Source organism: Nonomuraea sp. NPDC050478, from assembly GCF_044458265.1.
Lineage (GTDB): Bacteria > Actinomycetota > Actinomycetes > Streptosporangiales > Streptosporangiaceae > Nonomuraea > Nonomuraea ferruginea.
Genome location: NZ_JBITHT010000005.1, coordinates 697656 through 718203, shown reverse-complemented (window position 1 = coordinate 718203; position 20548 = coordinate 697656). Strand labels below are relative to the sequence as shown.

Here is a 20548-nt window from a genome sequence, read left to right as displayed (position 1 = left end):
CGGCAATGGCATGGATTCCCGCCCCTGTGGACAACCGCCGCCGACGCCAGAGCACGTTGTAGGGATAAAACACAAAAAATCCCGCAATAAAGCACCGATCAATATCTTCGCGTCCCATAGCCAGATCAATCACAGCCGTCAACCCGGTAGAAACAATAGGCATTGATTATGACTGGTTGACACACCTACTCCTGCGAAACCAGCATGGTTCCTCGCATTCACCCCCCGCTTCCCCAACCCAATGCACATAATGGCGGACATTCGACAATTCACCCGTGGGAGCCCGATTGAGGACCAGTGAAAAGCCCGCCGCCACCACGGCCGGTTTGTCAGGCCCGGCCTCGCGCAAGCTTCCCGTGCCGCCGCGCGAGCGCAAGCCCGCCCTGGCCGCCCTCGCCGTGCTCCTCATCCTGGGCGGCGCGCTGGCCACCACTCTCCTCGTGCTGCGCAGCGGCGACCGCGTCTCCGCGATCCGCGTCACCCAGCAGATCGGCGCCGGCCAGCAGTTCACCGCCGACGCGCTGGAAGAGGTCCAGGTCGCCGAGACCGGCGTCGACTTCGTCAGCTGGTCGCAGCGCGAGCAGGTGCTCGACAGCTTCGCGGCCGTCACGATCCTGCCCGGCACGCTCCTGACGAACGCGATGGGCGTCAAGGAGAGCGCCGAGCTGGGCCCCGGCAAGGCCGTGGTGGGCCTGGCGCTCAAGCCCGGCCAGATGCCCACGGGCCTGCGCGAGGGCGACCGCGTCCAGGTGGTGTACGTGCCCGCCCGCGGCTCGGCCGACGAGAGCCGCGTCCTCGTACAGAACGCCCTGGTCCACAGCGTCGGCGACCGCGGCCGCACCGGCGCCGGGCAGATCACCGTGATCGTCGACACGCAGGTGTCGCCGGTGGTGCTCCGCTTCGCCTCCAGCGGCGAGGTCGCCGTGGCCGAGCTGCCGGGAGAACGCTGAGGTGGCCCTGATCGTGCTGGCCGCCGACAAGGGCGCGCCCGGCGTGACGACCGCCGCCACGGCGCTGGCCGCAGTGTGGCCGCGCCCGGTGCTGCTGGCCGAGTGCGATCCGGCGGGCGGCGACCTGGCCTACCGGCTGCCGGCCGTCGACGGCGGCGTGCTCAACCCGGGCAAGGGCCTGCTCACGCTGGGCGCGACGGCCCGGCGCGGCCTGGACCCCGCGCAGATCCCCGCACACACGCAGAAGGTGATCGGAGGGCTGGACGTGCTGGTCGGTCTCACCCATGGCGAGCAGGCGGCCGGGCTCACCTGGCTGTGGGGCCCGCTGGGCCGGGCGCTGGCCGGCATCCCCGAGGCCGACGTGATCGCCGACTGCGGCCGGCTGGGCGCCCACCCGCAGCTCGGCGACCTGATGGCCGAGGCCGACCAGGTGGTGCTGCTCGCCCGCGCCACCCTCGACCACGTCGCCCACCTGCGCGAGCGCCTGTCGATCAGCAAGGCCCACGGCGTCGTGGTGATCGCCGACCCGCGCAGCTACCGCGCCTCGATCGAGGAGGTGCGCCGCATCGTCGGCCCGTACGTCGGCTTCGTGCACGGCCTGGCCCACGACCCGAAGGGCGCCGAGCTGCTGCGCGGCCAGTGGGGCGGCAGGCTCGACCGCTCGCTGCTCATCCGCACCGCACGCGACCTCGCCGGACGGCTGGTGACCCGATGATCGACCACGCCCTCGTCAAGCGGTTCCGCCAGGAGGTCGGCGACCGGCTGGCCCACCAGCGCAGGCTCGACCAGGCCAACGGCATGCCCCCGATGACCGGGGAGGACGAGCGCCAGTTCGCCCGCGCGCTGATCTCCCAGGTGCTGGAGGAGCACGCGCGCGGTGAGATCGGCCTCGGCCGCACCCCGCCCACCGTCGAGGAGGAGGAGGCGCTCGCGGCCGGCATCCACGCCGCGCTGTTCGGCGTGGGCCGCCTGCAGCCGCTGCTCGACGACCCCGAGGTGGAGAACATCGACATCAACGGCTGCGACCGCGTGTTCGTCAGCTACGCCGACGGCCAGGAGCTGATGCACGACCCGGTGGCCGAGTCCGACGAGGAGCTGACCGAGCTCATCCAGATCCTCGCGGCCTATTCGGGGCTGTCGAGCCGGCCGTTCGACACCGCCAACCCGCAACTCGACCTGCGCCTGCCCGACGGGTCCCGGTTGAGCGCGGTGATGGACGTGACGGTACGGCCCGCGGTGTCGATCAGGCGTGCCCGGCTCGGCAAAGTCTTTCTTTCCGACTTAGTCGGAAATAACACAATAAGCCCGGAGATCGGGCGTTTCTTGACGGCCGCCGTCGCCGCGAGGAAAAACATCATGATCGCCGGCTCCACCAATGCCGGAAAGACCACCCTGCTGCGCGCGCTGGCCAACGAGATCCCGGCGGGCGAGCGCCTCATCACCGTCGAGCGCGCCCTGGAGCTCGGCCTCGACCAGTTCGCCGAGCTCCACCCGAACGTGGTCGCCTTCGAACAGCGCCTGCCCAACTCCGAGGGCCAGGGCGAGATCACCATGGCCGAGCTCGTCCGCAGGTCCCTGCGGATGAACCCGAGCCGCGTCATCGTCGGCGAGGTCCTCGGCGACGAGATCGTCACCATGCTCAACGCGATGACCCAGGGCAACGACGGCAGCCTGTCGACCATCCACGCGAACTCCAGCATGGAGGTCTTCAACCGCATCGCCACCTACGCCCTCCAGGCGAGCGAGCGGCTGCCGATCGACGCCACCCACATGCTCATCGCCGGGGCGATCGACTTCGTGGTCTTCATCGAGAAGCGCAACGACTACCACCGCGGCGGCACCCTGCGCCGCTACGTGTCCAGCATCCGCGAGGTCAACGGCTGCGACGGCCGCGTGCTGTCCAGCGAGATCTTCGTCCCCGGCCCCGACGGCGCCGGGCTGCCGCACGCGCCGGTCTCCTGCCTGGAGGAGCTCATGGCGCACGGCTACCACCCGGGAGGCTGGTGACCATGCCGGGGCTCGACCCGCTCGCCCTGCTGACCGGCGCCGCCGCCGGGGGAGGCCTGTTCCTGCTCATCGTCTCCCTGTACGGGATGCGCCCCCGGCCCGCGCAGCCCAAGCGCCACCTCGTACAGAAGCTGACCACCCGCACGGCCGTGGCCGCGATCGCCGCCCTCGTGGTCCTGGTGGTCACCGGCTGGCCCGTGGTGGCCGTCGGCACGGTCCTGCTGGTGTTCGCCTGGCGCGGCCTGTCCGGCGGCGCCGCCGAGGAGCGGGCCGCCATGCGCCGCCTGGAGGCGCTGGCAGCCTGGACCGAGTCGCTGCGCGACACCATCGCCGGCGCTGCGGGGCTGGAGCAGGCCATCCCGGCCTCCATCAGGGCCGCCGCGCCCTCGCTCCGCCCTCATCTGCGCGCGCTGATCGACCGCCTGCACACCAGGATGGCGCTGCCCGAAGCGCTCAGCCGGTTCGCCGACGACCTCGACGACCCGTCCGCCGACCTGGTCGTCGCCGCGCTCGTGCTCAACTCCAAGCTGCGCGGCCCCGGCCTGCGCGACGTGCTCGGCGCGCTCGCCGTGTCGGCCCGCGAGGAGCTCGACATGCGCCGCCGGGTCGAGGCCGAACGCCGCGCCACCCGCCGCAGCGTGCAGATCGTGGTGGGCACCGCGCTCGCCTTCGCGGCCCTGCTCGTCGTCTTCAACCCCTCGTACGTGAACGAGTACGACAACGCCCTCGGCCAGGCCGTGCTCGTGGTGGTCGCCGGCCTGTTCGGCGCCGGGTTCGCCTGGATGCGGCGGCTGGCCAGGTTCGACAAACCCAGCCGGCTGCTGATGGGAGGCGACCATGGTTGAGGGCGTGCTGGCCGGCGGCCTGGCGGGCCTCGGCCTCTTCCTGCTCGTACGGGCCATCTTCCCGGCCCGGCCTGGGCTGGTGGCGCGGCTGCTGGCGCTGGACGCGGTCCGCGAGAGCACCGACGCCCCGCGCATCAGCCTGCTGCTCCCCGAGGAGTCGGTCGGCGCGTTCCGCCGCGGGCTCGGCGCGCGGCTGGCGGCGCTGTACGCGGCGCGCGGCTGGGAGGCCCGGTCGGTCAGGGCGGACCTGGCGCTGGTGGGCCGCTCGTTCGAGGGCTTCCTGGCGACCAAGGCGCTGCTGGCGGCCAGCGGGCTGCTGGCGTTCCCGCTGCTGTTCGGCTGGCTGCTGCTCATGGGGTGGGGCGCGTCGCCCGCCGTCCCGTTCTGGGTGGCGGTGCTGGCGGCGGCCGTCTTCTTCTTCCTGCCCGACCTGCAGGTCCGCAAGGAGGCCGCGGCGCGGCGGCGCGACTTCCGCCACGTCGTCGGCGCGTTCCTCGACCTGGTGTCGATGAACCTCGCCGGCGGCCGCGGCGTGCCCGAGGCGCTCATGATGGCGGTCTCCGTCAGCGGCGACCAGCCCAACTGGGCCATGGCCCGCATCCGCGACGCGCTCAGCGGCGCCAGGATCGTCGGCATCACCCCCTGGCAGGCGCTCGGCCAGCTCGGCGAGGAGATCAACATCGACGAGCTGCGCGACCTGTCGGCGGCGCTCGGCCTGGTCGCCGACGACGGCGCCAAGGTGCGCTCCTCCCTGACGGCGCGGGCGGCCACGCTGCGCCGCCGCGAGCTGGCGGAGATCGAGGGCCGGGCCGGCGAGCGCTCCCAGTCGATGCTGGTCGCCCAGCTCCTGCTCTGCGCCGGCTTCGTGATCTTTCTCAGTTTCCCGGCCGCTATGAAGATGTTGGGGTCATAAATGAACCATCCGTGGATCGTCTACACCGTCGCGCTGCTGCACGTGCGGATCCACCGCGCCCGCACCGCCCCGAGCCGCGGCGCCTCCGCCGTGGAGTGGGTCATCATCACGGCCATCGTCGCCGGGGTCGCGCTCGGCCTCGCCACGCTGATCAGGTCACTCGTCGAGAGCAAGCAGGCCGAGATCGAGGGCTCCTTCGGCGGGGGCGGCGGCGGCGGTGGCGGTGGCGACGAGTGAGCCGGCGGCGCGACGGCGGCGCGAGCGTGATCGAGCTCGCCCTGCTGATGCCCGTCGTGCTCGCCGTGGTGCTGCTGATCGTGCAGGTGGCGCTCTGGTTCCACGGCCGCCAGGTCGCCGAGGCGGCCGCGCGGGAGGGCGCCCGTGTGGCGCGCGCCGCCCCCGCCGACTCGGACGGCTGGGAGGAGCAGGCCAGGGCCCAGGCCAGGGACGTGGTCGCGGCCATCGGCCCGCGGTTGCTGTCCGGTGCCGAGATCACCACCGCCGAACGCGAGCCCGACGAGCGCCACGTCACCGTGACCGGCAGCGCCGTCCAGGTCATCCCGCTGCTGCCGGAGCTGGCCTTCACGATCACCGCCACCGCCGGCGGGCCTGTCGAGTGCTTCCGGCCCGACGACGGTGGAGAGGACTGCGGTTGAGCACCGGGGACCACGGCTCGATGGCGGTCGAGACCGTGCTGCTGGCCCCGATCTTCGTGCTGTTCCTGCTGTTCCTGGCCGGGGCCGGGCGGTTGGTCGAGGCCCAGGGCGAGGTGAACGGCGCGGCCAGGGACGCCGCCAGGGCCGCCTCCGTCCAGCGGACGCTCGACGAGGCCCGCTCGGCGGCCGAGGAGATCGCCACCGCCGCGCTCGAAGGGCAGTGCGCGGGCCCCGCCGTCTCGCTCGACGGCTCCCGCTGGGAGGAGGGCGGCGAGGTGCGCGCCGAGGTCACCTGCGAGCTGGACCTGGGCTTCCTCGGGTTCGGCGCGGCCAAGACCATGACCGGCACCGCGGTGGTGCCGCTGGAGCAGTTCAGGAGGGTCGATTGAGGCGGCGCGAGCGCGGGTCGATGTCGGTGTTCACCGTGCTCTTCTCCGTGGTGGTGTTCCTGCTGGCCGGGCTGCTCGTGGACGGCGGGGCGGCGATCAACGCCCGGCTGCGCGCCGCCGACATCGCCGAGCAGGCGGCCAGGGCCGCCGCCGACCAGGTCGACGTCGACCAGTTGCGGGAGGGCGGCCAGGTCCGATTGCTCGGCGAGGCCGAGGTGTGCGCCAGGGCCGGCGAGGTGCTCGACGCGCACGGCGACGACGGCATCGCGCTGGCGAGCTGCACCGTCGACGGCGACCAGGCCGTGGTCGCCGTCCGGGTGCCCTGGACGGCCTTCTTCCTGGGCGCCGTCGGCTTTCCTGGCTCCGAGATGGAGGCCGAGGCCGCCGCGGCTCCTGAGGCGCGGTGAGCCAGACCGATTCGGGCCGGTCGGTGGAGAAGAAACCGGCGAGTCGGGACGCTGGACGTGAAAGGGGAGTGACGATGTCAGGTCCGGCCCAGCATGCGCGCAGGCGGACGCCCGCGCGCATACCCCGCAGGCGCCGCCTGGGCGACGTGCTGGCCGGGCTCGGCGCGCTCGCGTCACTGCTGGCGCTCGTCGGCGGCGTCCCGTACGCGCTGCTGCTCTTCGTCGGCCCGCCGATCGGCCCCGAGCTGCTCGACCTGGACCTGCTCACCACCCGCATCGGGCCCAGCACGATCACGGCGGTGCTGATCCTGCTCGTCTGGCTGGCCTGGCTGCAGCTGTTCGCGTGCGTGGTGGTCGAGGTGTACGCGGGCGTGCGCCGGGTCGGGATGCCGGCCAGGGTGCCGCTGTCGGGCGGCACGCAGGCGCTGGTGAACAAGCTGGTCACGGCCGCGCTCGTGCTGTTCACCACGGGCGCCGCGATGGCGCCGATCGCCAGGCTGGCCACCCCGCCGCCCACCATGCCGCCGGTGACGGCGGTCGCGTTCACGGCCCCGGTCGTCGAGCAGCAGGTGGTCGACAACCAGCGGACGAAGAAGGTGTACGTGGTGCAGCCCCCGCACGGCCGTCACCACGAGAGCCTGTGGGAGATCGCCGAGAAGTGCCTCGGCGACGGCCGGCGCTATCCCGAGATCTTCCGGCTCAACCAGCACAAGGAGCAGCCCGACGGGGCGCGCCTGCGGATGGCCGACCTGATCAGGCCCGGATGGGTGCTCGACATGCCCGACGACGCGCGCAACACGCACATCGTCCCCGCCGGCCAGGCCAGGGCGCAGACCCTCAAGGAGCACCCCGGCCCGCCCAAGAAGTCCGCCACCGAGGGCGACCAGCGAGGCTCCGGCGACGAGCGTGCGGGCAAGGGCGGGTCCACGGACGCGCGGAAGGGCGAACGCGGCTCGGCCGGCGAACGGCCGGGCGACCAGCGCTCGAACGAGCGGGGCTCGAACGACCGGGGCACGGGTGACCAGCGCTCGAACGACCAGCGCTCCGGCGAGCAGGGCGCGGCCGAGGCGCAGGCGGGCGGGTCGGCGCTGCTCGACGTGCTGTCCGGGGCGTCGCTGGCCGCCGCCGGCCTGCTGGCCCTGCTCGCCGTGCGGCGGCGCGAGCAGCTCTGGCGCCGCCTGACCGGCCGCCGGGTGGCCCGCCCGCAGGGCGACGCCGCCGACGCCGAGGTGGCGCTCAGGATGGGCGCGGACATGCCCGGCGCCCGCATCCTCGACCTCGGGCTCCGGCTGCTCGGCGCCGAGCTGGGCGCCCAGGGCCGCACCCCGCCCACCGTCTACGCCGCCCACCTGTCGGCCCGTTCACTCGACCTGTGGATCCACCCCAAGGACGACCACCCGCCCGCCCCGTGGACGGCCGACGACGGCGGCCAGGTCTGGCGGCTGCCCGCACGGGAGGGCCGCCTGCTGCCCGACCAAGGGAGCCCGGCCGGAGACGATCCCGCGAACAGGCACACACACCTGGGCGGCGCACCGTACCCCGGACTGGTGTCGATCGGCACCGACCGGAGCGGCCGGGTGCTGGTCGACCTGGAGGCGGCGCAGGGCCTGATCAACATCCGCGGCCCGCAGACCACGGCCGCGCTCGCCGCGCTCGCCGTGGAGCTGGCCACCAACCGGTGGTCCGACCGCATGCGGGTCACGCTCGTCGGGTTCGGCGAGGAGCTGACCGCGATCGCCCCAGACCGGATCAGAGCCGTCGGAGGTCTGGCCGAGGTGCTGCCGGAGCTGGAGGCGACCGCCGCCCCCCGCGAGGCGGTGCTCACCGGTCGCGTCACCGGACGCCCCGGCGTCGCCCACTACCTGCTGTCGGCGGTGGCGCCCACCCACGACGAGGCCCGCCGCCTGGCCCTGCTCGCCAGGAACGACCTGGCCGGATACGTGGTCGCGGGCGACGTGCCGCACGCCACCTGGACCTGGGAGATCACCGAGGACGGCACGGCCAGGCTGCCGGAGCTGGGCTTCGAGGTGAAGGCCCAGCTGCTGCCGCGCCGCCACTACCGGGCGCTGGTCGACCTGTTCCGCACCGCCGACCGGGTCGACGGCGAGCCCATCCCCGGCCCCGAGCCGCTGGCCGACCTCCGCCCGCCCGCGGTCGAGATCAGGATCCTCGGCCCCGTCCAGGTCATCGGCCCGCAGCCGCTCGAAGAAGGACGGATGGCGCTCGCCGCCGAACTGCTCGTCTACCTGGCCACCCACCCGGGCGGCGTGCACCCCGTCGTGCTCGGCGGCGTGCTGTGGCCGCGCGGCGTGCAGCCCTCGGTCAGGGACGCCACGATCGCCCGCGTCGCCGCCTGGCTCGGCCGCGAGCACCTGCGCGCCGACGAGTCCGGCCGGCTCTCGCTCGGGCCCGGCGTGCGCACCGACTGGGCGCTCTTCCGCGAGCTGGTACGCCGCTCGCACGGCGACCAGATGGCCAGGACCGTCCTGCTGGAGAAGGCGCTCGGCCTGGTCAGGGGCCCGCTGCTGAGGGACCGCCCGCGGGGCCGGTACGCGTGGCTGGCGGCGGACGAGCTGGAGTACGACGTGGCCGCGGAAGTCGCCGACGCGGCCCGCCGGCTGTGTGAGCTCCGGCTCGCCGAAGGGGAGCCGGAGGCCGCGATCGCCGCCGTGCGGGCCGCGCTGCTGCTCGCCCCCGACGACCAGAGTCTCTGGCGCGACCTGCTGCGCGCCGCCCACGCCACCGGCGACCTGGTCCGGCTGCGGGCCGTCATCGAAGGGCTGACCAGGCGCGCCGCCGGCAGTTTCGCCCCGGAAACCGAGGCGCTCATCGACGAGCTGCTGCCGTCGTGGCGCGTCCACCTCGTCAGGGAGTCCACGGCATGAAAAGGATCACGGCCGCGCTCGTACTCCTGCTGCTGGCAGGATGCGGGCAGCCCGCCGAGCGGCCCTACCAGCCGCGCGAAGAACCCGCCACCGGTGCGGCGCGGGCGGAGCCCGGCGCGACGCGGCCGGAACCCACCCCGTCGCAGGCGGCGCCCACCGGGGCGCGGCCGGCGACCGCCGAGGTCGGCGACCTGCGGGTGCGGTTCGACTGGCCCGCCAAGGACACCGCGCTGCTGCGGCTGTTCCCCGCGTTCTACCTCGGCAAGTACGAGGCGGTGATCTCCGGTGACGACGGCTTCCTCGACCATGTCGAGCTCGAGTACCGGGTCAACGCGATCAAATGGGCGCGGGCCTTCACCGACAAGAAGCTCGAAGTGGCGGGCCGGTCGCGGCTCTACCGCATGAAGGTGAACGCGGTCGTCGGCCGGGGCGCCGAGGTCGACGTCTGCGTGGACGAGACGGACATGAAGGTCGTCTCCGCGGAGACGGGCGAGCCGGTCAAGCCGCAGCCCACCTCCATCCGCACGCCGTACCTGCAGAGGGTGCTCGCCCGCAAGGGCGACGACGGCGTGTGGCGCGTCAAGCAGATCGGTTACGGCAAAGAAGGGTGCGGGAGATGAAACCGCTGGTCGCCGTGGTCGTCGCCGGGTCGCTGCTGTTCGGCGCTCTCGACCCGCCGAGCGAGGACGTCAGGGTCGGAGGCTCGCAGAAGGACCGCACGTCCACGGTCGTCCTCGAACATTCCAAGATCACTATCTCCGGTGACGTGCGAAACGGCCGCAACGACGGCTACCAGATGAGAAGCCCCTGCTGGTACGAGCCGGGCCTGGACGCGGAGAAGATGTTCGAGCAGATGTCCGACCCGGTGGCCAACCGTGGCAGGGCGCAGACCGACGAGGAGGGCTTCCGCGCCTTCATCCAGCAGTTCAAGGACAAGCTGGGGCAACCCGGGCTGTGGTGGTCTCCCGCGTACAACAGCGGCGACCGGAGGGGCGCCGCCTGCTGGGCGGGGCTGGAGCAGTTCGTGTTCGTGCCGCCGGGGGAGACGCCGCCGAGTGGCATCACGTTCCAGGAGCTGGCCGAGATCGCCAGGGCCGCGCTGACGGTGCCGGAGGGCAAGGTCGAGCTGAACCCGGACGCCAAGAGCTACGTCAACCTGCCGACGTTCGTCTGGCTGGAGGGCGTGGGCGACACCACCCGGTCGGTGACCGCGACCCTGCCCGGCGTCATGAGCGCCACGGTGACCGCGACCCTGAGCGACATCAGGATCGACGCCGGCACCGGTTCCGACCGGGCCGAGGTGCGCGAGGACGGTTGCGGCGCGGCCGGCCGGCCGTACGCGCGGGGAGCGGAGTTCACCTGCGGCGTGCGCTACCTGCGGGCCTCGATCGACCGGCCGCGCGAGGTGTACGAGCTGACGGTGACCAGCGTGTGGCCGGTGACGGTGACGGGCGGGGCCGACATCCAGTTCGACCCGGTCCAGGTGGAGGCGACCAGGGACGTTCCGGTCGGCGAGGTGCAGAGCAACGTCCGGCCCTAGGACGCGGTCCGGCGGCGCCGCCGGGAATCGGCGCCGCCGGGCCGGCTGCCCGGCTGTTAGTTACGCGGTCAGTGACGTCCGGACTCGTGGGCGAGCAGCCACTCCTTGACGGCGACGCCGTAGTAGTAGCCGCCGAAGCCGCCCGTGCTGGGCAGGACGCGGTGGCAGGGCACGAACGGGGCGATCAGGTTCTGGGCGCAGGCGCCCCCCGCCGCCCTGGCCGCCGACCTGGGCATCCCCGCCCGTTCGGCCAGCTCCGCGTAGGTGACCGTGGTGCCCGCCTTGACCTCGCGCAGGGCCTGGTGGAGCGCCTTGCGCCGGAGCGAGCCCGGCTGCTCGGCCGGGACCGCGTCCAGGGCGTCGAGGTCGCCGGCGAAGTAGTCGCGCACCGCCCGCGACACCGGGCCGAGGTCGTCGACCACGGTCATGCCCTCGGCCTGGAGGGCGGGGGCGAGCCTGACGAACATCTCCTTGGGCTCGCCGGTGAAGCCGCCCGCGACGAGCACGCCGTCGCGAACCAGCACGGACAGTTCGCCCGCCGGGGTGGGCAGGACCTGAGCGTCGATCATCGATGACTCCAGAGGTGCAGGGCGGCGTAGGCCCGCCAGGGCCGCCACCGCTCAAGGTGATCCTTCGGGATGCCCAGCTCGGCCATGCGCCGGTCCAGCACCAGGTCTCCGGTGGGCCAGGCGTCGGGGTCGCGCAGCGCGCGCAGGGCGATGTAGCCGGCGGTCCACGGGCCGATGCCGGGGACCGCGAGCAGTTCCTTGACCGCCTCGGCGGGCTCCTGCGCGCCGTCGAGGTCGATCAGTCCGCCGGCCACGCGGGCGGCCAGCTCTTTCAGGGTGGTGACGCGCCTGCCGGTCAGCCCGAGGCCGGTCAGGTCGGCGTCGAGCAGCTCGGCGGCGGTGGGGAACAGCCGCCCGTCCGAGCCCGCCCGCGCCACGACGCGGCCCAGCAGGGTACGGGCGCCCGCCACGGAGATCTGCTGGCCGACGACGGCGCGCACGGCCAGCTCGAACCCGTCGAACGTGCCCGGCACCCGGAGCCCCGGCCTGGCCTCGACGAGCGGGGCCAGCGAGGTCCGGCCGAGCGCGTCGCGGATGGCCTCCGGGTCGGCGTCCAGGTCCAGCAGCCGCCGGCAGCGTGCCACGATGCGGGCGAGCTGCCGGGTGTCGTCCACCGTCACGTCCAGCGCCAGATGGCCGGGGTGCGCGGTGAGCGTGATCGTCCCGCCGGGCATGTTGCGGCTGTAGGCGGTGGCGTCCGCCGCCTCCAGCCCCGGCACGGCACGCGCGGCGAGGAAGCCGAAGACCCCTGCCACCTCGTACGGCTCCCGCCGATGCAGCCGCAACCGCAACGACGCGGCCCCGGGGACGGGATCGGCGGTGGGCACGGGCGCGGACACCCTGGCCCACCCGCCGGCCGTCGCGCGCAGTTCGCTCGGCGTGAACCCGTACGTCTCCCGCATCGTCGCGTTGAACTGCCGGACGCTGCCGAAACCGGCGGCGAACGCCACGTCGGTGACCGGCAGCGCCGTCTCCGTCAGCAACTGCTTGGCCAGCAGCAGCCGCCGGGTCCTGGCCACCGCGAGCGGCCCGGCGCCGAGCTCGGCGACGAACAGCCGGTGCAGGTGGCGCTCGGTGATGTGCAGCCGCCTGGCCAGGCCGGCGACGCCGTCCTCGTCCGCGGCCCCGTCGTCGATCAGCCGCAGCGCCCTGCCGATGAGGTCGCCGCGGGTGTCCCAGCCGGGGTCGCCGGGCGAGAGCTCGGGCCGGCAGCGCTTGCACGGCCGGTACCCGGCGGCCTCCGCCGAGGCGGCATGCCGGTAGAAGCGCACGTTGCGGGCGGCCGGCGTGCGCGCCGGGCAGATCGGACGGCAGTAGATCCGCGTCGTCTTCACCGCCGTGTAGAACCGCCCGTCGAACCGGGCGTCCCGCGCCGAGACGGCTCGGTAGCAGGCGTCGAAGTCGAGCTCCAAGGGCGACATGCTTCGAGACTATGCCTGCTCACCGGCACCGACTGGCGGGAATCGGACCTGACCGCGAAGGCCCAGGTCAGCTACTTGGACGAGACGCCCACCCCGAGATCGAACTCGCGGTAGACGCGCGCCCAGAACCCGTCACGCAGCCACACCCGGGCCTCAGGGTAGGGCCGCAGCGAGTGGCCCAGCTCCTTCTCCGCCTCGATCAGCAGCTCGGTGTCGATCACGGTGGGCAGGATGGGGCCGGGCAGCAGGTCGCGGATGTTGTCGCGGCCCCGCGTCAGGATCCACTTCTGCGCGACGTGCTCGCCGACGTCCTCCACCCGGGGCCGGCTCGGCCCGAGCTTGGCCACCTGGCCGGGCTTGACGTGCGGCTTGACCGGCGAGCGGCCCGCGAACACCTGGGCGGGCGACGGCGCCGCCGCCGGCGGGGCGACCGCCACGGGCTGCGGAGCACGGCTGAAAAAGGGCCTCAGGAAATCAGCGCTGATCACTTCCACGGTGTCGGACTCCCACACCAGGCGCTCGGCCTGGTTGGTGCCGTAGGGCGGCTCCACCCCCCAGAGGTGGATGCGCACCCCGTACGCCTGCGCGGCCTCCACGGCGGGGACCATGTCCTCGTCGCCGGCCAGCAGGATGGTGTCGGTCACCGCGTGGTGCCTGGCCAGCGCCTCCAGGTCGCTCCTGATCTGCGCGTCGACGCCTTTCTGCTGGCCGCGCGCGTTCAGGTTGCCCAGCCGCACCTTCACCCAGGGCAGCTGGGCGATGACCCGCTGGTCGACGGTGGGCACGCGGTCACGGGCGGCGTCATACCAATAGATCCGCAACAGCTCACCAGAAATACGTTCCTCTGCATGTTTCTGAAGGCTCTGGATGAGCTCATCGGCGGCCACACGATATTCCTTGCGTTCCTTGGCGCCAAGGAGCACTTCACCCGCGGCAGCGTAGAGATAACCGACGTCCACCAGGACGGCGTACTTCGCTGCCACAGGGTGCGGCACCAGGTCTGGGATGGCCATGATGTCCTCCAGGCCGGAGCATTAGTTGATCGGCCGACTATATACGCCTACTTTCTCTAGATAGTCCCAACTACCGGAGAACTTGACACCCGATTCTCGGGATCGATCTAGGGCAGGGCACTCATCCGCCAAGCCGTCTTCCCCGGTGTGAGTGGGTTACGCATGCTTCGCGCAGGGTTTCGCCAAGATTGCGTCCGGGGCCGCGCCGGAGGTTCCGGCGCGGCGGGGCGGGCGGCGAGCACGGCGACCAGTGCCGCGAGTTCCTCGGGCGTGGCGTCGCCGCGCACGATGCGCAGGTGGGGACGTGACTGCTCGGTCATAGCGGGATGTTCCCATGCTTCTTGGGCGGGAGGGAGGCGCGCTTGTTGCGCAGCGCGCGCAGCGCCTTGACGACCTGGGCGCGGGTCTCGGAGGGGCGGATCACCGCGTCCACGTAGCCGCGTTCGGCGGCGATGTAGGGGTTGGCCAGCGTGTCCTCGTACTCGGTGACGCGCCTGGCGCGCTCGCTGTCGGGCTCGTCGGCGGCGGCCAGCTCGCGGCGGTAGAGGATGTTGACCGCGCCCTGCGCGCCCATGACCGCGATCTGCGCGGTGGGCCAGGCGAGGTTCACGTCGGCGCCGAGGTGCTTGGAGCCCATGACGTCGTAGGCGCCGCCGTACGCCTTGCGGGTGATGACGGTGACCAGCGGGACGGTCGCCTCGGCGTAGGCGTACAGCAGCTTGGCGCCGCGGCGGATGATTCCGTTCCATTCCTGATCAGTGCCGGGGAGGAAACCCGGGACATCAACAAAAGTCAGGATCGGAATATTGAAGGCATCACATGTTCGAATAAAGCGGGCGGCCTTCTCGGATGCGTTGATATCCAGACATCCGGCGAAATGCATGGGCTGGTTGGCGACGACGCCGACCGGCCGCCCGTCCACCCGGCCGAACCCGACGACGATGTTCTGCGCGAAGAGCTCCTGCACCTCCAGGAACTCCCCGTCGTCGAGCACGTGCTCGATCGCCCGGCGCATGTCGTACGGCTGGTTGGCCGAGTCCGGGATCAGCTCGTCCAGCTCCTGGTCGGGCTCCAGGTCCTCGGCGGCCTCGTACGCGGGAGCCTCGTCCAGGTTGTTGGTCGGCAGGTAGGACAGCAGCGCCTTGACGTACTCCAGCGCGTCGGTCTCGTCCGACGCCTGGTAGTGGGCCACGCCCGACCTGGAGTTGTGCGCGTGCGCCCCGCCCAGCTCCTCGAACGTGACCTCCTCGCCGGTGACCGTCTTGATGACGTCGGGGCCCGTGATGAACATGTGGGAGGTCTGGTCGACCATGACCACGAAGTCGGTCAGCGCGGGGGAGTAGACGTGGCCGCCGGCGGCGGCGCCCATGATGAGGGAGATCTGCGGGATCACGCCCGAGGCGTGCACGTTGCGCTTGAAGATCTCGGCGTACAGGCCGAGCGCGACCACGCCCTCCTGGATACGGGCCCCGCCGCCCTCGTTGATGCCGATGATCGGGCAGCCGGTCTTCAGCGCCATGTCGAGCACCTTGACGATCTTCTCGCCGTAGACCTCGCCGAGCGAGCCGCCGAACACGGCGACGTCCTGTGAGAAGACGCACACCTGCCGGCCGTCGACGGTGCCGTAACCGGTGATCACCCCGTCGCCGTAGGGACGCTTCTTCTCCAGGCCGAACATGCTCGACCGGTGCCTGGCGAACTCGTCGAACTCCACGAACGAGTCCTCGTCCAGCAGCGCGAGCACCCGCTCGCGCGCGGTCATCTTGCCCTTGGCGTGCTGTTTCTCGACAGCGGCGGCGGACCCGGCGTGCAGCGCCTCGTCCCGCCGCCGTTCCAGGTCAGCGATCTTCCCAGCCGTGGTGTGGATGTCCGGCATGGCCGGCACAGGTTCAGCAGCGCTCATGCGCGCAAGAGTAAACCCTGCTCATAGAGTGGCTTCATGAAGGATGCCGTTCGGACCAGCGGCCTGTTCAAAAGATACGGGCCGCAGATCGCAGTCGCGGGCGTCGACCTGGTCGTGCCGGCGGGCAGTTTCGCCGGTCTGGTCGGGCCCAACGGGGCCGGCAAGACCACCACCCTCAGCATGATCACCGGCCTGCTCCGGCCCGACGGCGGCCACGCCGAGATCGACGGCTTCCACGTCTGGCGCGACCCCGTCGCGGTCAAGGCACGCATCGGCGTGCTGCCCGAGGGGCTGCGCCTGTTCGAGCGGCTGTCCGGCCGTGAGCTGCTCCTCTACAACGGCAGGCTGCGCGGCATCCCCAAGGCGGAGGTCGAGCGGCGCGCCACCGACCTGCTGCAGCTGATGGACCTGGCCGGCGCGGCCGACAAGCTCGTCGTCGACTACTCCACCGGCATGCGCAAGAAGATCGGCCTGGCGGCGGCGCTGCTCCACAACCCGTCCGTGCTCTTCCTCGACGAGCCGTTCGAGGGCGTCGACCCGGTCAGCGCCAACACCCTCACCGAGGTGCTGCGCGCCTTCACCGCCTCCGGCTCCACCGTGATCTTCTCCAGCCACGTCATGGACCTGGTCGAGCGGCTGTGCGACTGGGTGTCGGTGATGAACGGCGGCCACATCGTCGCCCAGGGCCCGCTGGAGCGGGTGCGCGACGGGCGCAGTCTCAACCAGGCGTTCCTGGAGCTCGTCGGCGGCCCGCAGACCGGCGGCGGCACCGGGCTGACCTGGCTCGGGCAGCGGGACACGCCGTGACCACCGTCCGCCTCTTCGCCGAGCTCAAGCTCCGCCTGCTGGCCGGCAACCTGCGCGGAGACCTCGCGCGCAAGCTCGGCTTCGTCTTCACCCTCGTCATGGCCGCGTTCCTGGCCGCGCTCGGCTTCTTCCTGATGAGCCTGGTCCGGCTGGCGCAGCCGGAGATCGCCGCCGACATCGTCATCGTGGTGTTCACCCTGTTCCTGGTGAGCTGGATGATCGTGCCACTGCTGGCGTTCGGCCTGGACGACACGCTCGACCCGGCGCGGCTTGCGCTGTTCCCGCTGCCGACCGCGCGGCTGGCCGTGGGCATGTTCACCGCCTCGGCCACCGGCGTGTGGCCGGCGGCGACGCTGATCGTCACGGCCGGCGCGCTGGCCGGGCTGGCCTCCGGCGCCGGCGGGTTCCTGATCGGCGTGCCGGCCGTGCTGCTGCAGTTCGCGCTCTGCCTGGTCGCCTCCCGGCTGGTGACCACCTCGCTGTCCAGCGCGCTGCGCACCCGGCGCGGGCGCGACGTGCTCGCGGTGGCCGCGATCGGCGCGGTGCTGCTCTTCCAGCTGCCCAACCTGCTGATCAACAGCGACCTGGGCGACCCGCTGTCGCTGTTGCACGGCACCGCCGCCGTGCTGCGCTGGACGCCCTCCGGCATGGCCGCGCACGCGATCGCCGACGGCGGCCTGGTGGGCGTGGCCGAGCTGGCCGTCGTGGCGCTCGTGGTGGTCGCCGCCGCCTGGCTGTGGATCAAGGCGCTGAGCCGCGCCCTGGTCACGCCCGACGTGTCGAACGAGGCCGCCACCGTACGCCGTGACAGCGGTCTCGTCGACCGGATCGTGCCCGACGGGCCGCTGGCGGCCGTGGTGACCAAGGAGCTCAAGTACATCCGGCGCGAGCCCCGCTACCGCGTCGTCTGGTTCACCGCGGTGGTGGTGACCGCCGTGCTGGCGATCTCGTTCGGCCGGGGTGACGGCCCCAGCGGGCCCGGTGTGCCGATCATGCTCACCGCGGCCGGCGGGCTGATGGTGTCGCTGCAGCTGTGCAACGCGTTCGGCATCGACGGCCGCTCCCTGTGGATGAACGCCGTGGCGATCGGCTCCGAGCGCGGTCTCAGCGTCGACCTGGCGGGCCGCCACCTGGCCAACGCGCTGGTCGCGGCGCCGATGCTGGTGGCGATCGCGGTCGTCACCGGGGTGCTGACCGGCAGTCCGGGCGCGATCGTCTGGGCGGTCTTCGCGGGCCTGGGCGCGCTGGGCATCGGGTGCGGCGTCGGCGCCGTGACCAGCGTCGTCATCCCGTACACGATCCCCGAGCGGCTCAACGCCTTCACCGGCGCCGCGCCCGGCCAGGGCGGGCAGGCGTTCGCCTCGTCCATGGGCGCGATGGTCGGCATCTCCCTGCTGACGCTGCCGTTCATCGTGCCGATGCTCTTCGGCCTGCTCTGGGTGTGCGCGCTCGCGCCCTTCTACGGCCTGGCCGCGGAGGTGCTCGGCCGCAGGCTCGGCGCGCGTATCGGCTTCGCCAGGATGCCCGAGCTGCTGGCCGCCGTCTCGAAGCCCGCCTGACCAGTGGTCTAGTCCAATAAGTGAGACCCCTCTGCGGCGTCCAGGAAGCGGTGTATACGCTTCGAAGCATGATTGACCAGGGGCTGGAGCATCGCAGTGCCGCAGTGACCGAGATGCCCGACGAGCTGCGCAGAGACGTGCGGTTGCTCGGCAGCCTGCTCGGGGAGGTGATCGCCGAGCAGGGCGGCGAAGATCTGCTGGCCGACGTCGAACGCCTGCGCAAGGCCGTCATCGCCGCCCGCAGAGGCGAGGTGTCCGGCGACGAGATCGTCGAGATGGTGTCCGGGTGGGAGATCGACCGGGCGGTGGAGATCGCCCGCGCGTTCACGTGTTACTTCCACCTGGCCAACCTGGCCGAGGAGCACTACCGCATCCGCTCCCTGCGCCGCCGCGACACCGAGGACGGGGTGCAGCGCGAGTCGCTGGCGCACGCCGTGCAGGAGCTGGGCGCCGAGCGCGTCGCCGAGCTCGTCCGCGACCTGGAGCTGCACCCCGTGCTGACCGCCCACCCGACCGAGGCGCGCAGGCGCGCCGTCGCCACCGCCATCCAGCGCGTCAGCCACCAGCTCACCGAGTACGACGCGCCCGAGCGGGGCGCCTCCGAGCGGGCCGAGTCCAGGCGCCGCCTGCTGGAGGAGATCGACCTGCTCTGGCGTACGGCGCAGCTCCGCAACACCCGGCTGGACCCGCTCGACGAGGTCCGCACCGCCATGGCGGCCTTCGACGAGACCCTGTTCAGGGTGGTGCCGCAGGTCTACCGGTCGCTGGACGCGGCGCTGCACGACAGCGTCGGCGAGCCGCTCGCCCGGCCGTTCATCCGCTTCGGCAGCTGGATCGGCGGCGACCGCGACGGCAACCCCAACGTCACCGCCAAGGTCACCCGCGAGGCCATCCAGATCCAGGCCGAGCACGTGCTCACCGCCCTGGAGAACGCCTGCCTGCGGATCGGCCGCACGCTCACCGCCTCGGCCCAGTTCGCCCCCGCCTCGCCCGAGCTGCGCGCCGCGCTGGCCGCCGCCGTCGACCACCACCCCGACCTGGTCTCCGAGCTGGCCACCCGGTCGCCGCGGGAGCCGCACCGGCAGTGGCTGCTGTTCGTCGCCGCCCGCGTCGCCGCCACCCGCAGCCGCGACCTCGACCTCGCCTACCGCGGCCCCGCCGAGCTGCTCGCCGACCTGCGCCTCGCGCAGGACTCGCTCGCCAAGACCGCGGTACGCCAGGCGTACGGGGAGCTGCAGCACCTGATCTGGCAGGTGGAGACGTTCGGCTTCCACCTGGCCGAGCTGGAGGTCCGCCAGCACTCCCAGGTGCACGCGGCGGCCCTGGAGGAGATCCGCGCGGGCGGCGAGCTGTCGGAGCGCACCGAGGAGGTGCTGGCCACGATCCGGGTCATCGCCTGGATCCAGGACCGGTTCGGCGTCGAGGCCTGCTCCCGCTACGTGGTCTCGTTCACCCGCTCCGCCGACGACGTCGCCGCCGTGCACGAGCTGGTGTCGCACGCCCTCGGCGCGCGCCCGCTGGCGCTGGACGTGGTGCCGCTGTTCGAGTCGGGCGAGGACCTGGTCAACTCGCCCCGCGTGCTCACGGGCATGCTCGACATCCCGCAGGTCCAGCAGCGGCTGGCCGACACCGGGCGGCGCATGGAGATCATGCTGGGTTACTCCGACTCGGCCAAGGAGCTCGGCCCGGCCGCCGCGACCCTCCGCCTGTACGAGGCGCAGGAGCAGCTCACGGCGTGGGCCGCCGCGCACGACGTCAAGCTGCGGATGTTCCACGGCCGCGGCGGCGCGCTCGGCCGGGGAGGCGGCCCGGCCAACCGCGCCGTGCTCGCCCAGGCGCCCGGCTCGGTCGCCGGCCGATTCAAGGTCACCGAGCAGGGCGAGGTCATCTTCGCCCGCTACGCCCACATGGCGATCGCCCGCCGCCACCTGGAGCAGGTCGCCAACGCCGTCCTGCTGGCCTCCTCCCCGGCGGTCGGCGCCCGCACCGCCGCCGCCGCCGAACGCTTCCGCCCGCTCGCCGAGCGGGTCGCCCGCGCGTCCGAGGAGGCGTACCGCGCGCTCACCGAGGCCCCCGGCTTCCCTGAATGGTTCGCCCTGGTCAGCCCGCTGGAGGAGATCGGCTCCCTGCGCCTCGGCTCCCGCCCGGCCCGCCGGGGCCTGGGCGCCCCGCGCTCGCTGGACGACCTGCGGGCCATCCCGTGGGTGTTCGCCTGGGCCCAGACCCGCGTCAACCTGCCGGGCTGGTACGGCATCGGCACCGGCCTGGCGGCCGCCGACTCCCTGGAGGAGCTGCAGGCCGCCTACGCCGAGTGGCCGCTGTTCAACTCGCTGCTCGACAACGCCGAGATGTCGCTGGCCAAGACCGACCGCTCCATCGCGGCCCGCTACCTGGCGCTCGGCGGCAGGGACGACTTCGCCGAGCAGGTCCTGGAGGAGTACGACCGCACCCGCAGGCTGGTGCTGAAGGTCACCGGCCACAAGCGCCTCCTGGAGAACCGCAAGGTCCTCTCGCGCGCCGTCCAGCTCCGCGACCCGTACGTCGACGCCCTGTCACACCTGCAACTGCGTGCCCTGACGGTGCTGCGCACCGGCGACCCGTCCGACCACGAACGCGACCGCCTGTCCACGCTCCTCCTGCTGTCCGTCAACGGGGTGGCGGCAGGTCTGCAGAACACGGGCTGA

20 protein-coding genes are annotated in these 20548 nt (G+C 72.5%); 15 read left to right on the top strand and 5 right to left on the bottom strand.

What is annotated here, in order from left to right; translation table 11 throughout:
• Window positions 1-287: 287 nt before the first annotated feature.
• The 12 genes from ACIBF7_RS28205 to ACIBF7_RS28150 all read left to right on the top strand — a co-directional run bounded on the left by ACIBF7_RS28205 (window position 288) and on the right by ACIBF7_RS28150 (window position 10592).
• Entirely contained in the window at window positions 288-950 is a 663-nt protein-coding gene (locus ACIBF7_RS28205) for a hypothetical protein (protein ID WP_219543632.1), read from the top strand.
• Window position 951: 1 nt separating this feature from the next.
• Window positions 952-1665, top strand: coding sequence for a hypothetical protein (locus ACIBF7_RS28200; RefSeq protein ID WP_148036998.1), 714 nt, complete (start codon window positions 952-954; stop codon window positions 1663-1665).
• On the top strand, window positions 1662-2957 hold the full coding sequence (locus ACIBF7_RS28195; protein ID WP_148036999.1) for a CpaF family protein: 1296 nt from the start codon (window positions 1662-1664) through the stop codon (window positions 2955-2957). Before ACIBF7_RS28200 ends, ACIBF7_RS28195 begins: the two co-directional genes overlap by 4 nt.
• Before the next feature lie 2 nt (window positions 2958-2959).
• Window positions 2960-3802, top strand: coding sequence for a type II secretion system F family protein (locus tag ACIBF7_RS28190; RefSeq protein ID WP_148037000.1), 843 nt, complete (start codon window positions 2960-2962; stop codon window positions 3800-3802).
• Entirely contained in the window at window positions 3795-4715 is a 921-nt protein-coding gene (locus tag ACIBF7_RS28185; RefSeq protein WP_148037001.1) for a type II secretion system F family protein, read from the top strand. Before ACIBF7_RS28190 ends, ACIBF7_RS28185 begins: the two co-directional genes overlap by 8 nt.
• Window positions 4716-4952, top strand: a complete 237-nt coding sequence (locus ACIBF7_RS28180) for a hypothetical protein (protein WP_148037002.1) — start codon at window positions 4716-4718, stop codon at window positions 4950-4952. It begins immediately after the preceding gene.
• Window positions 4949-5371 (top strand): TadE/TadG family type IV pilus assembly protein, encoded by a 423-nt coding sequence (locus ACIBF7_RS28175; RefSeq protein ID WP_219543630.1) that lies wholly within the window; start codon window positions 4949-4951, stop codon window positions 5369-5371. The genes ACIBF7_RS28180 and ACIBF7_RS28175 overlap by 4 nt, the downstream gene beginning before the upstream one ends.
• Entirely contained in the window at window positions 5368-5760 is a 393-nt protein-coding gene (locus tag ACIBF7_RS28170) for a TadE family protein (RefSeq protein ID WP_271280032.1), read from the top strand. Before ACIBF7_RS28175 ends, ACIBF7_RS28170 begins: the two co-directional genes overlap by 4 nt.
• A complete protein-coding gene (locus ACIBF7_RS28165; protein ID WP_271280031.1) occupies window positions 5757-6167 on the top strand; it encodes a pilus assembly protein TadG-related protein in 411 nt (136 codons plus the stop codon). The genes ACIBF7_RS28170 and ACIBF7_RS28165 overlap by 4 nt, the downstream gene beginning before the upstream one ends.
• 74 nt (window positions 6168-6241) lie before the next feature.
• A complete protein-coding gene (locus ACIBF7_RS28160) occupies window positions 6242-9052 on the top strand; it encodes a BTAD domain-containing putative transcriptional regulator (RefSeq protein ID WP_397198518.1) in 2811 nt (936 codons plus the stop codon).
• Window positions 9049-9672, top strand: coding sequence for a hypothetical protein (locus tag ACIBF7_RS28155; protein WP_397198517.1), 624 nt, complete (start codon window positions 9049-9051; stop codon window positions 9670-9672). Before ACIBF7_RS28160 ends, ACIBF7_RS28155 begins: the two co-directional genes overlap by 4 nt.
• A complete protein-coding gene (locus ACIBF7_RS28150) occupies window positions 9669-10592 on the top strand; it encodes a hypothetical protein (protein ID WP_271280474.1) in 924 nt (307 codons plus the stop codon). The genes ACIBF7_RS28155 and ACIBF7_RS28150 overlap by 4 nt, the downstream gene beginning before the upstream one ends.
• Window positions 10593-10660: 68 nt before the next feature.
• On the opposite strand, the gene ACIBF7_RS28145 is transcribed toward ACIBF7_RS28150, so the two are convergent.
• The 5 genes from ACIBF7_RS28145 to ACIBF7_RS28125 form a co-directional block, all read right to left on the bottom strand.
• The gene (locus tag ACIBF7_RS28145) at window positions 10661-11161 is read right to left on the bottom strand and encodes a methylated-DNA--[protein]-cysteine S-methyltransferase (protein WP_148037006.1); all 501 of its coding nucleotides are present in this window, start codon (window positions 11159-11161) and stop codon (window positions 10661-10663) included.
• Entirely contained in the window at window positions 11158-12582 is a 1425-nt protein-coding gene (locus ACIBF7_RS28140; protein ID WP_271280475.1) for an AlkA N-terminal domain-containing protein, read from the bottom strand. The genes ACIBF7_RS28145 and ACIBF7_RS28140 overlap by 4 nt, the downstream gene beginning before the upstream one ends.
• Window positions 12583-12653: 71 nt before the next feature.
• Window positions 12654-13595 (bottom strand): NYN domain-containing protein, encoded by a 942-nt coding sequence (locus tag ACIBF7_RS28135; RefSeq protein ID WP_148037008.1) that lies wholly within the window; start codon window positions 13593-13595, stop codon window positions 12654-12656.
• 107 nt (window positions 13596-13702) lie between these two features.
• Window positions 13703-13915 carry an acyl-CoA carboxylase subunit epsilon gene (locus tag ACIBF7_RS28130; RefSeq protein ID WP_148037009.1) on the bottom strand — a complete coding sequence of 71 codons (213 nt, stop codon included), beginning with the start codon at window positions 13913-13915 and terminating at the stop codon, window positions 13703-13705.
• Complete coding sequence (locus tag ACIBF7_RS28125; RefSeq protein ID WP_271280399.1) at window positions 13912-15498, bottom strand: acyl-CoA carboxylase subunit beta; 1587 nt, start codon at window positions 15496-15498, stop codon at window positions 13912-13914. Before ACIBF7_RS28125 ends, ACIBF7_RS28130 begins: the two co-directional genes overlap by 4 nt.
• Before the next feature lie 36 nt (window positions 15499-15534).
• Here ACIBF7_RS28125 and ACIBF7_RS28120 point away from each other — a divergent pair, with 36 nt between their 5' ends.
• From ACIBF7_RS28120 to ACIBF7_RS28110, 3 genes are all read left to right on the top strand, one after another.
• Window positions 15535-16305, top strand: coding sequence for an ABC transporter ATP-binding protein (locus tag ACIBF7_RS28120; protein ID WP_148037011.1), 771 nt, complete (start codon window positions 15535-15537; stop codon window positions 16303-16305).
• Entirely contained in the window at window positions 16302-17864 is a 1563-nt protein-coding gene (locus ACIBF7_RS28115; protein ID WP_271280398.1) for a hypothetical protein, read from the top strand. The genes ACIBF7_RS28120 and ACIBF7_RS28115 overlap by 4 nt, the downstream gene beginning before the upstream one ends.
• A gap of 68 nt (window positions 17865-17932) precedes the next feature.
• Window positions 17933-20548, top strand: coding sequence for a phosphoenolpyruvate carboxylase (locus tag ACIBF7_RS28110; protein WP_148037013.1), 2616 nt, complete (start codon window positions 17933-17935; stop codon window positions 20546-20548).

Bases quoted from the DNA above. Each gene is read 5' to 3' on its own strand.
- ACIBF7_RS28195 (WP_148036999.1), top strand. From the start codon at position 1,662: ATGATCGACCACGCCCTCGTCAAGCGGTTCCGCCAGGAGGTCGGCGAC.
- ACIBF7_RS28190 (WP_148037000.1), top strand. From the start codon at position 2,960: ATGCCGGGGCTCGACCCGCTCGCCCTGCTGACCGGCGCCGCCGCCGGG.
- ACIBF7_RS28185 (WP_148037001.1), top strand. From the start codon at position 3,795: ATGGTTGAGGGCGTGCTGGCCGGCGGCCTGGCGGGCCTCGGCCTCTTC.
- ACIBF7_RS28180 (WP_148037002.1), top strand. From the start codon at position 4,716: ATGAACCATCCGTGGATCGTCTACACCGTCGCGCTGCTGCACGTGCGG.
- ACIBF7_RS28160 (WP_397198518.1), top strand. From the start codon at position 6,242: ATGTCAGGTCCGGCCCAGCATGCGCGCAGGCGGACGCCCGCGCGCATA.
- ACIBF7_RS28155 (WP_397198517.1), top strand. From the start codon at position 9,049: ATGAAAAGGATCACGGCCGCGCTCGTACTCCTGCTGCTGGCAGGATGC.
- ACIBF7_RS28150 (WP_271280474.1), top strand. From the start codon at position 9,669: ATGAAACCGCTGGTCGCCGTGGTCGTCGCCGGGTCGCTGCTGTTCGGC.
- ACIBF7_RS28145 (WP_148037006.1), bottom strand. From the start codon at position 11,161: ATGATCGACGCTCAGGTCCTGCCCACCCCGGCGGGCGAACTGTCCGTG.
- ACIBF7_RS28140 (WP_271280475.1), bottom strand. From the start codon at position 12,582: ATGTCGCCCTTGGAGCTCGACTTCGACGCCTGCTACCGAGCCGTCTCG.
- ACIBF7_RS28135 (WP_148037008.1), bottom strand. From the start codon at position 13,595: ATGGCCATCCCAGACCTGGTGCCGCACCCTGTGGCAGCGAAGTACGCC.
- ACIBF7_RS28130 (WP_148037009.1), bottom strand. From the start codon at position 13,915: ATGACCGAGCAGTCACGTCCCCACCTGCGCATCGTGCGCGGCGACGCC.
- ACIBF7_RS28125 (WP_271280399.1), bottom strand. From the start codon at position 15,498: ATGAGCGCTGCTGAACCTGTGCCGGCCATGCCGGACATCCACACCACG.
- ACIBF7_RS28120 (WP_148037011.1), top strand. From the start codon at position 15,535: ATGAAGGATGCCGTTCGGACCAGCGGCCTGTTCAAAAGATACGGGCCG.
- ACIBF7_RS28110 (WP_148037013.1), top strand. From the start codon at position 17,933: ATGATTGACCAGGGGCTGGAGCATCGCAGTGCCGCAGTGACCGAGATG.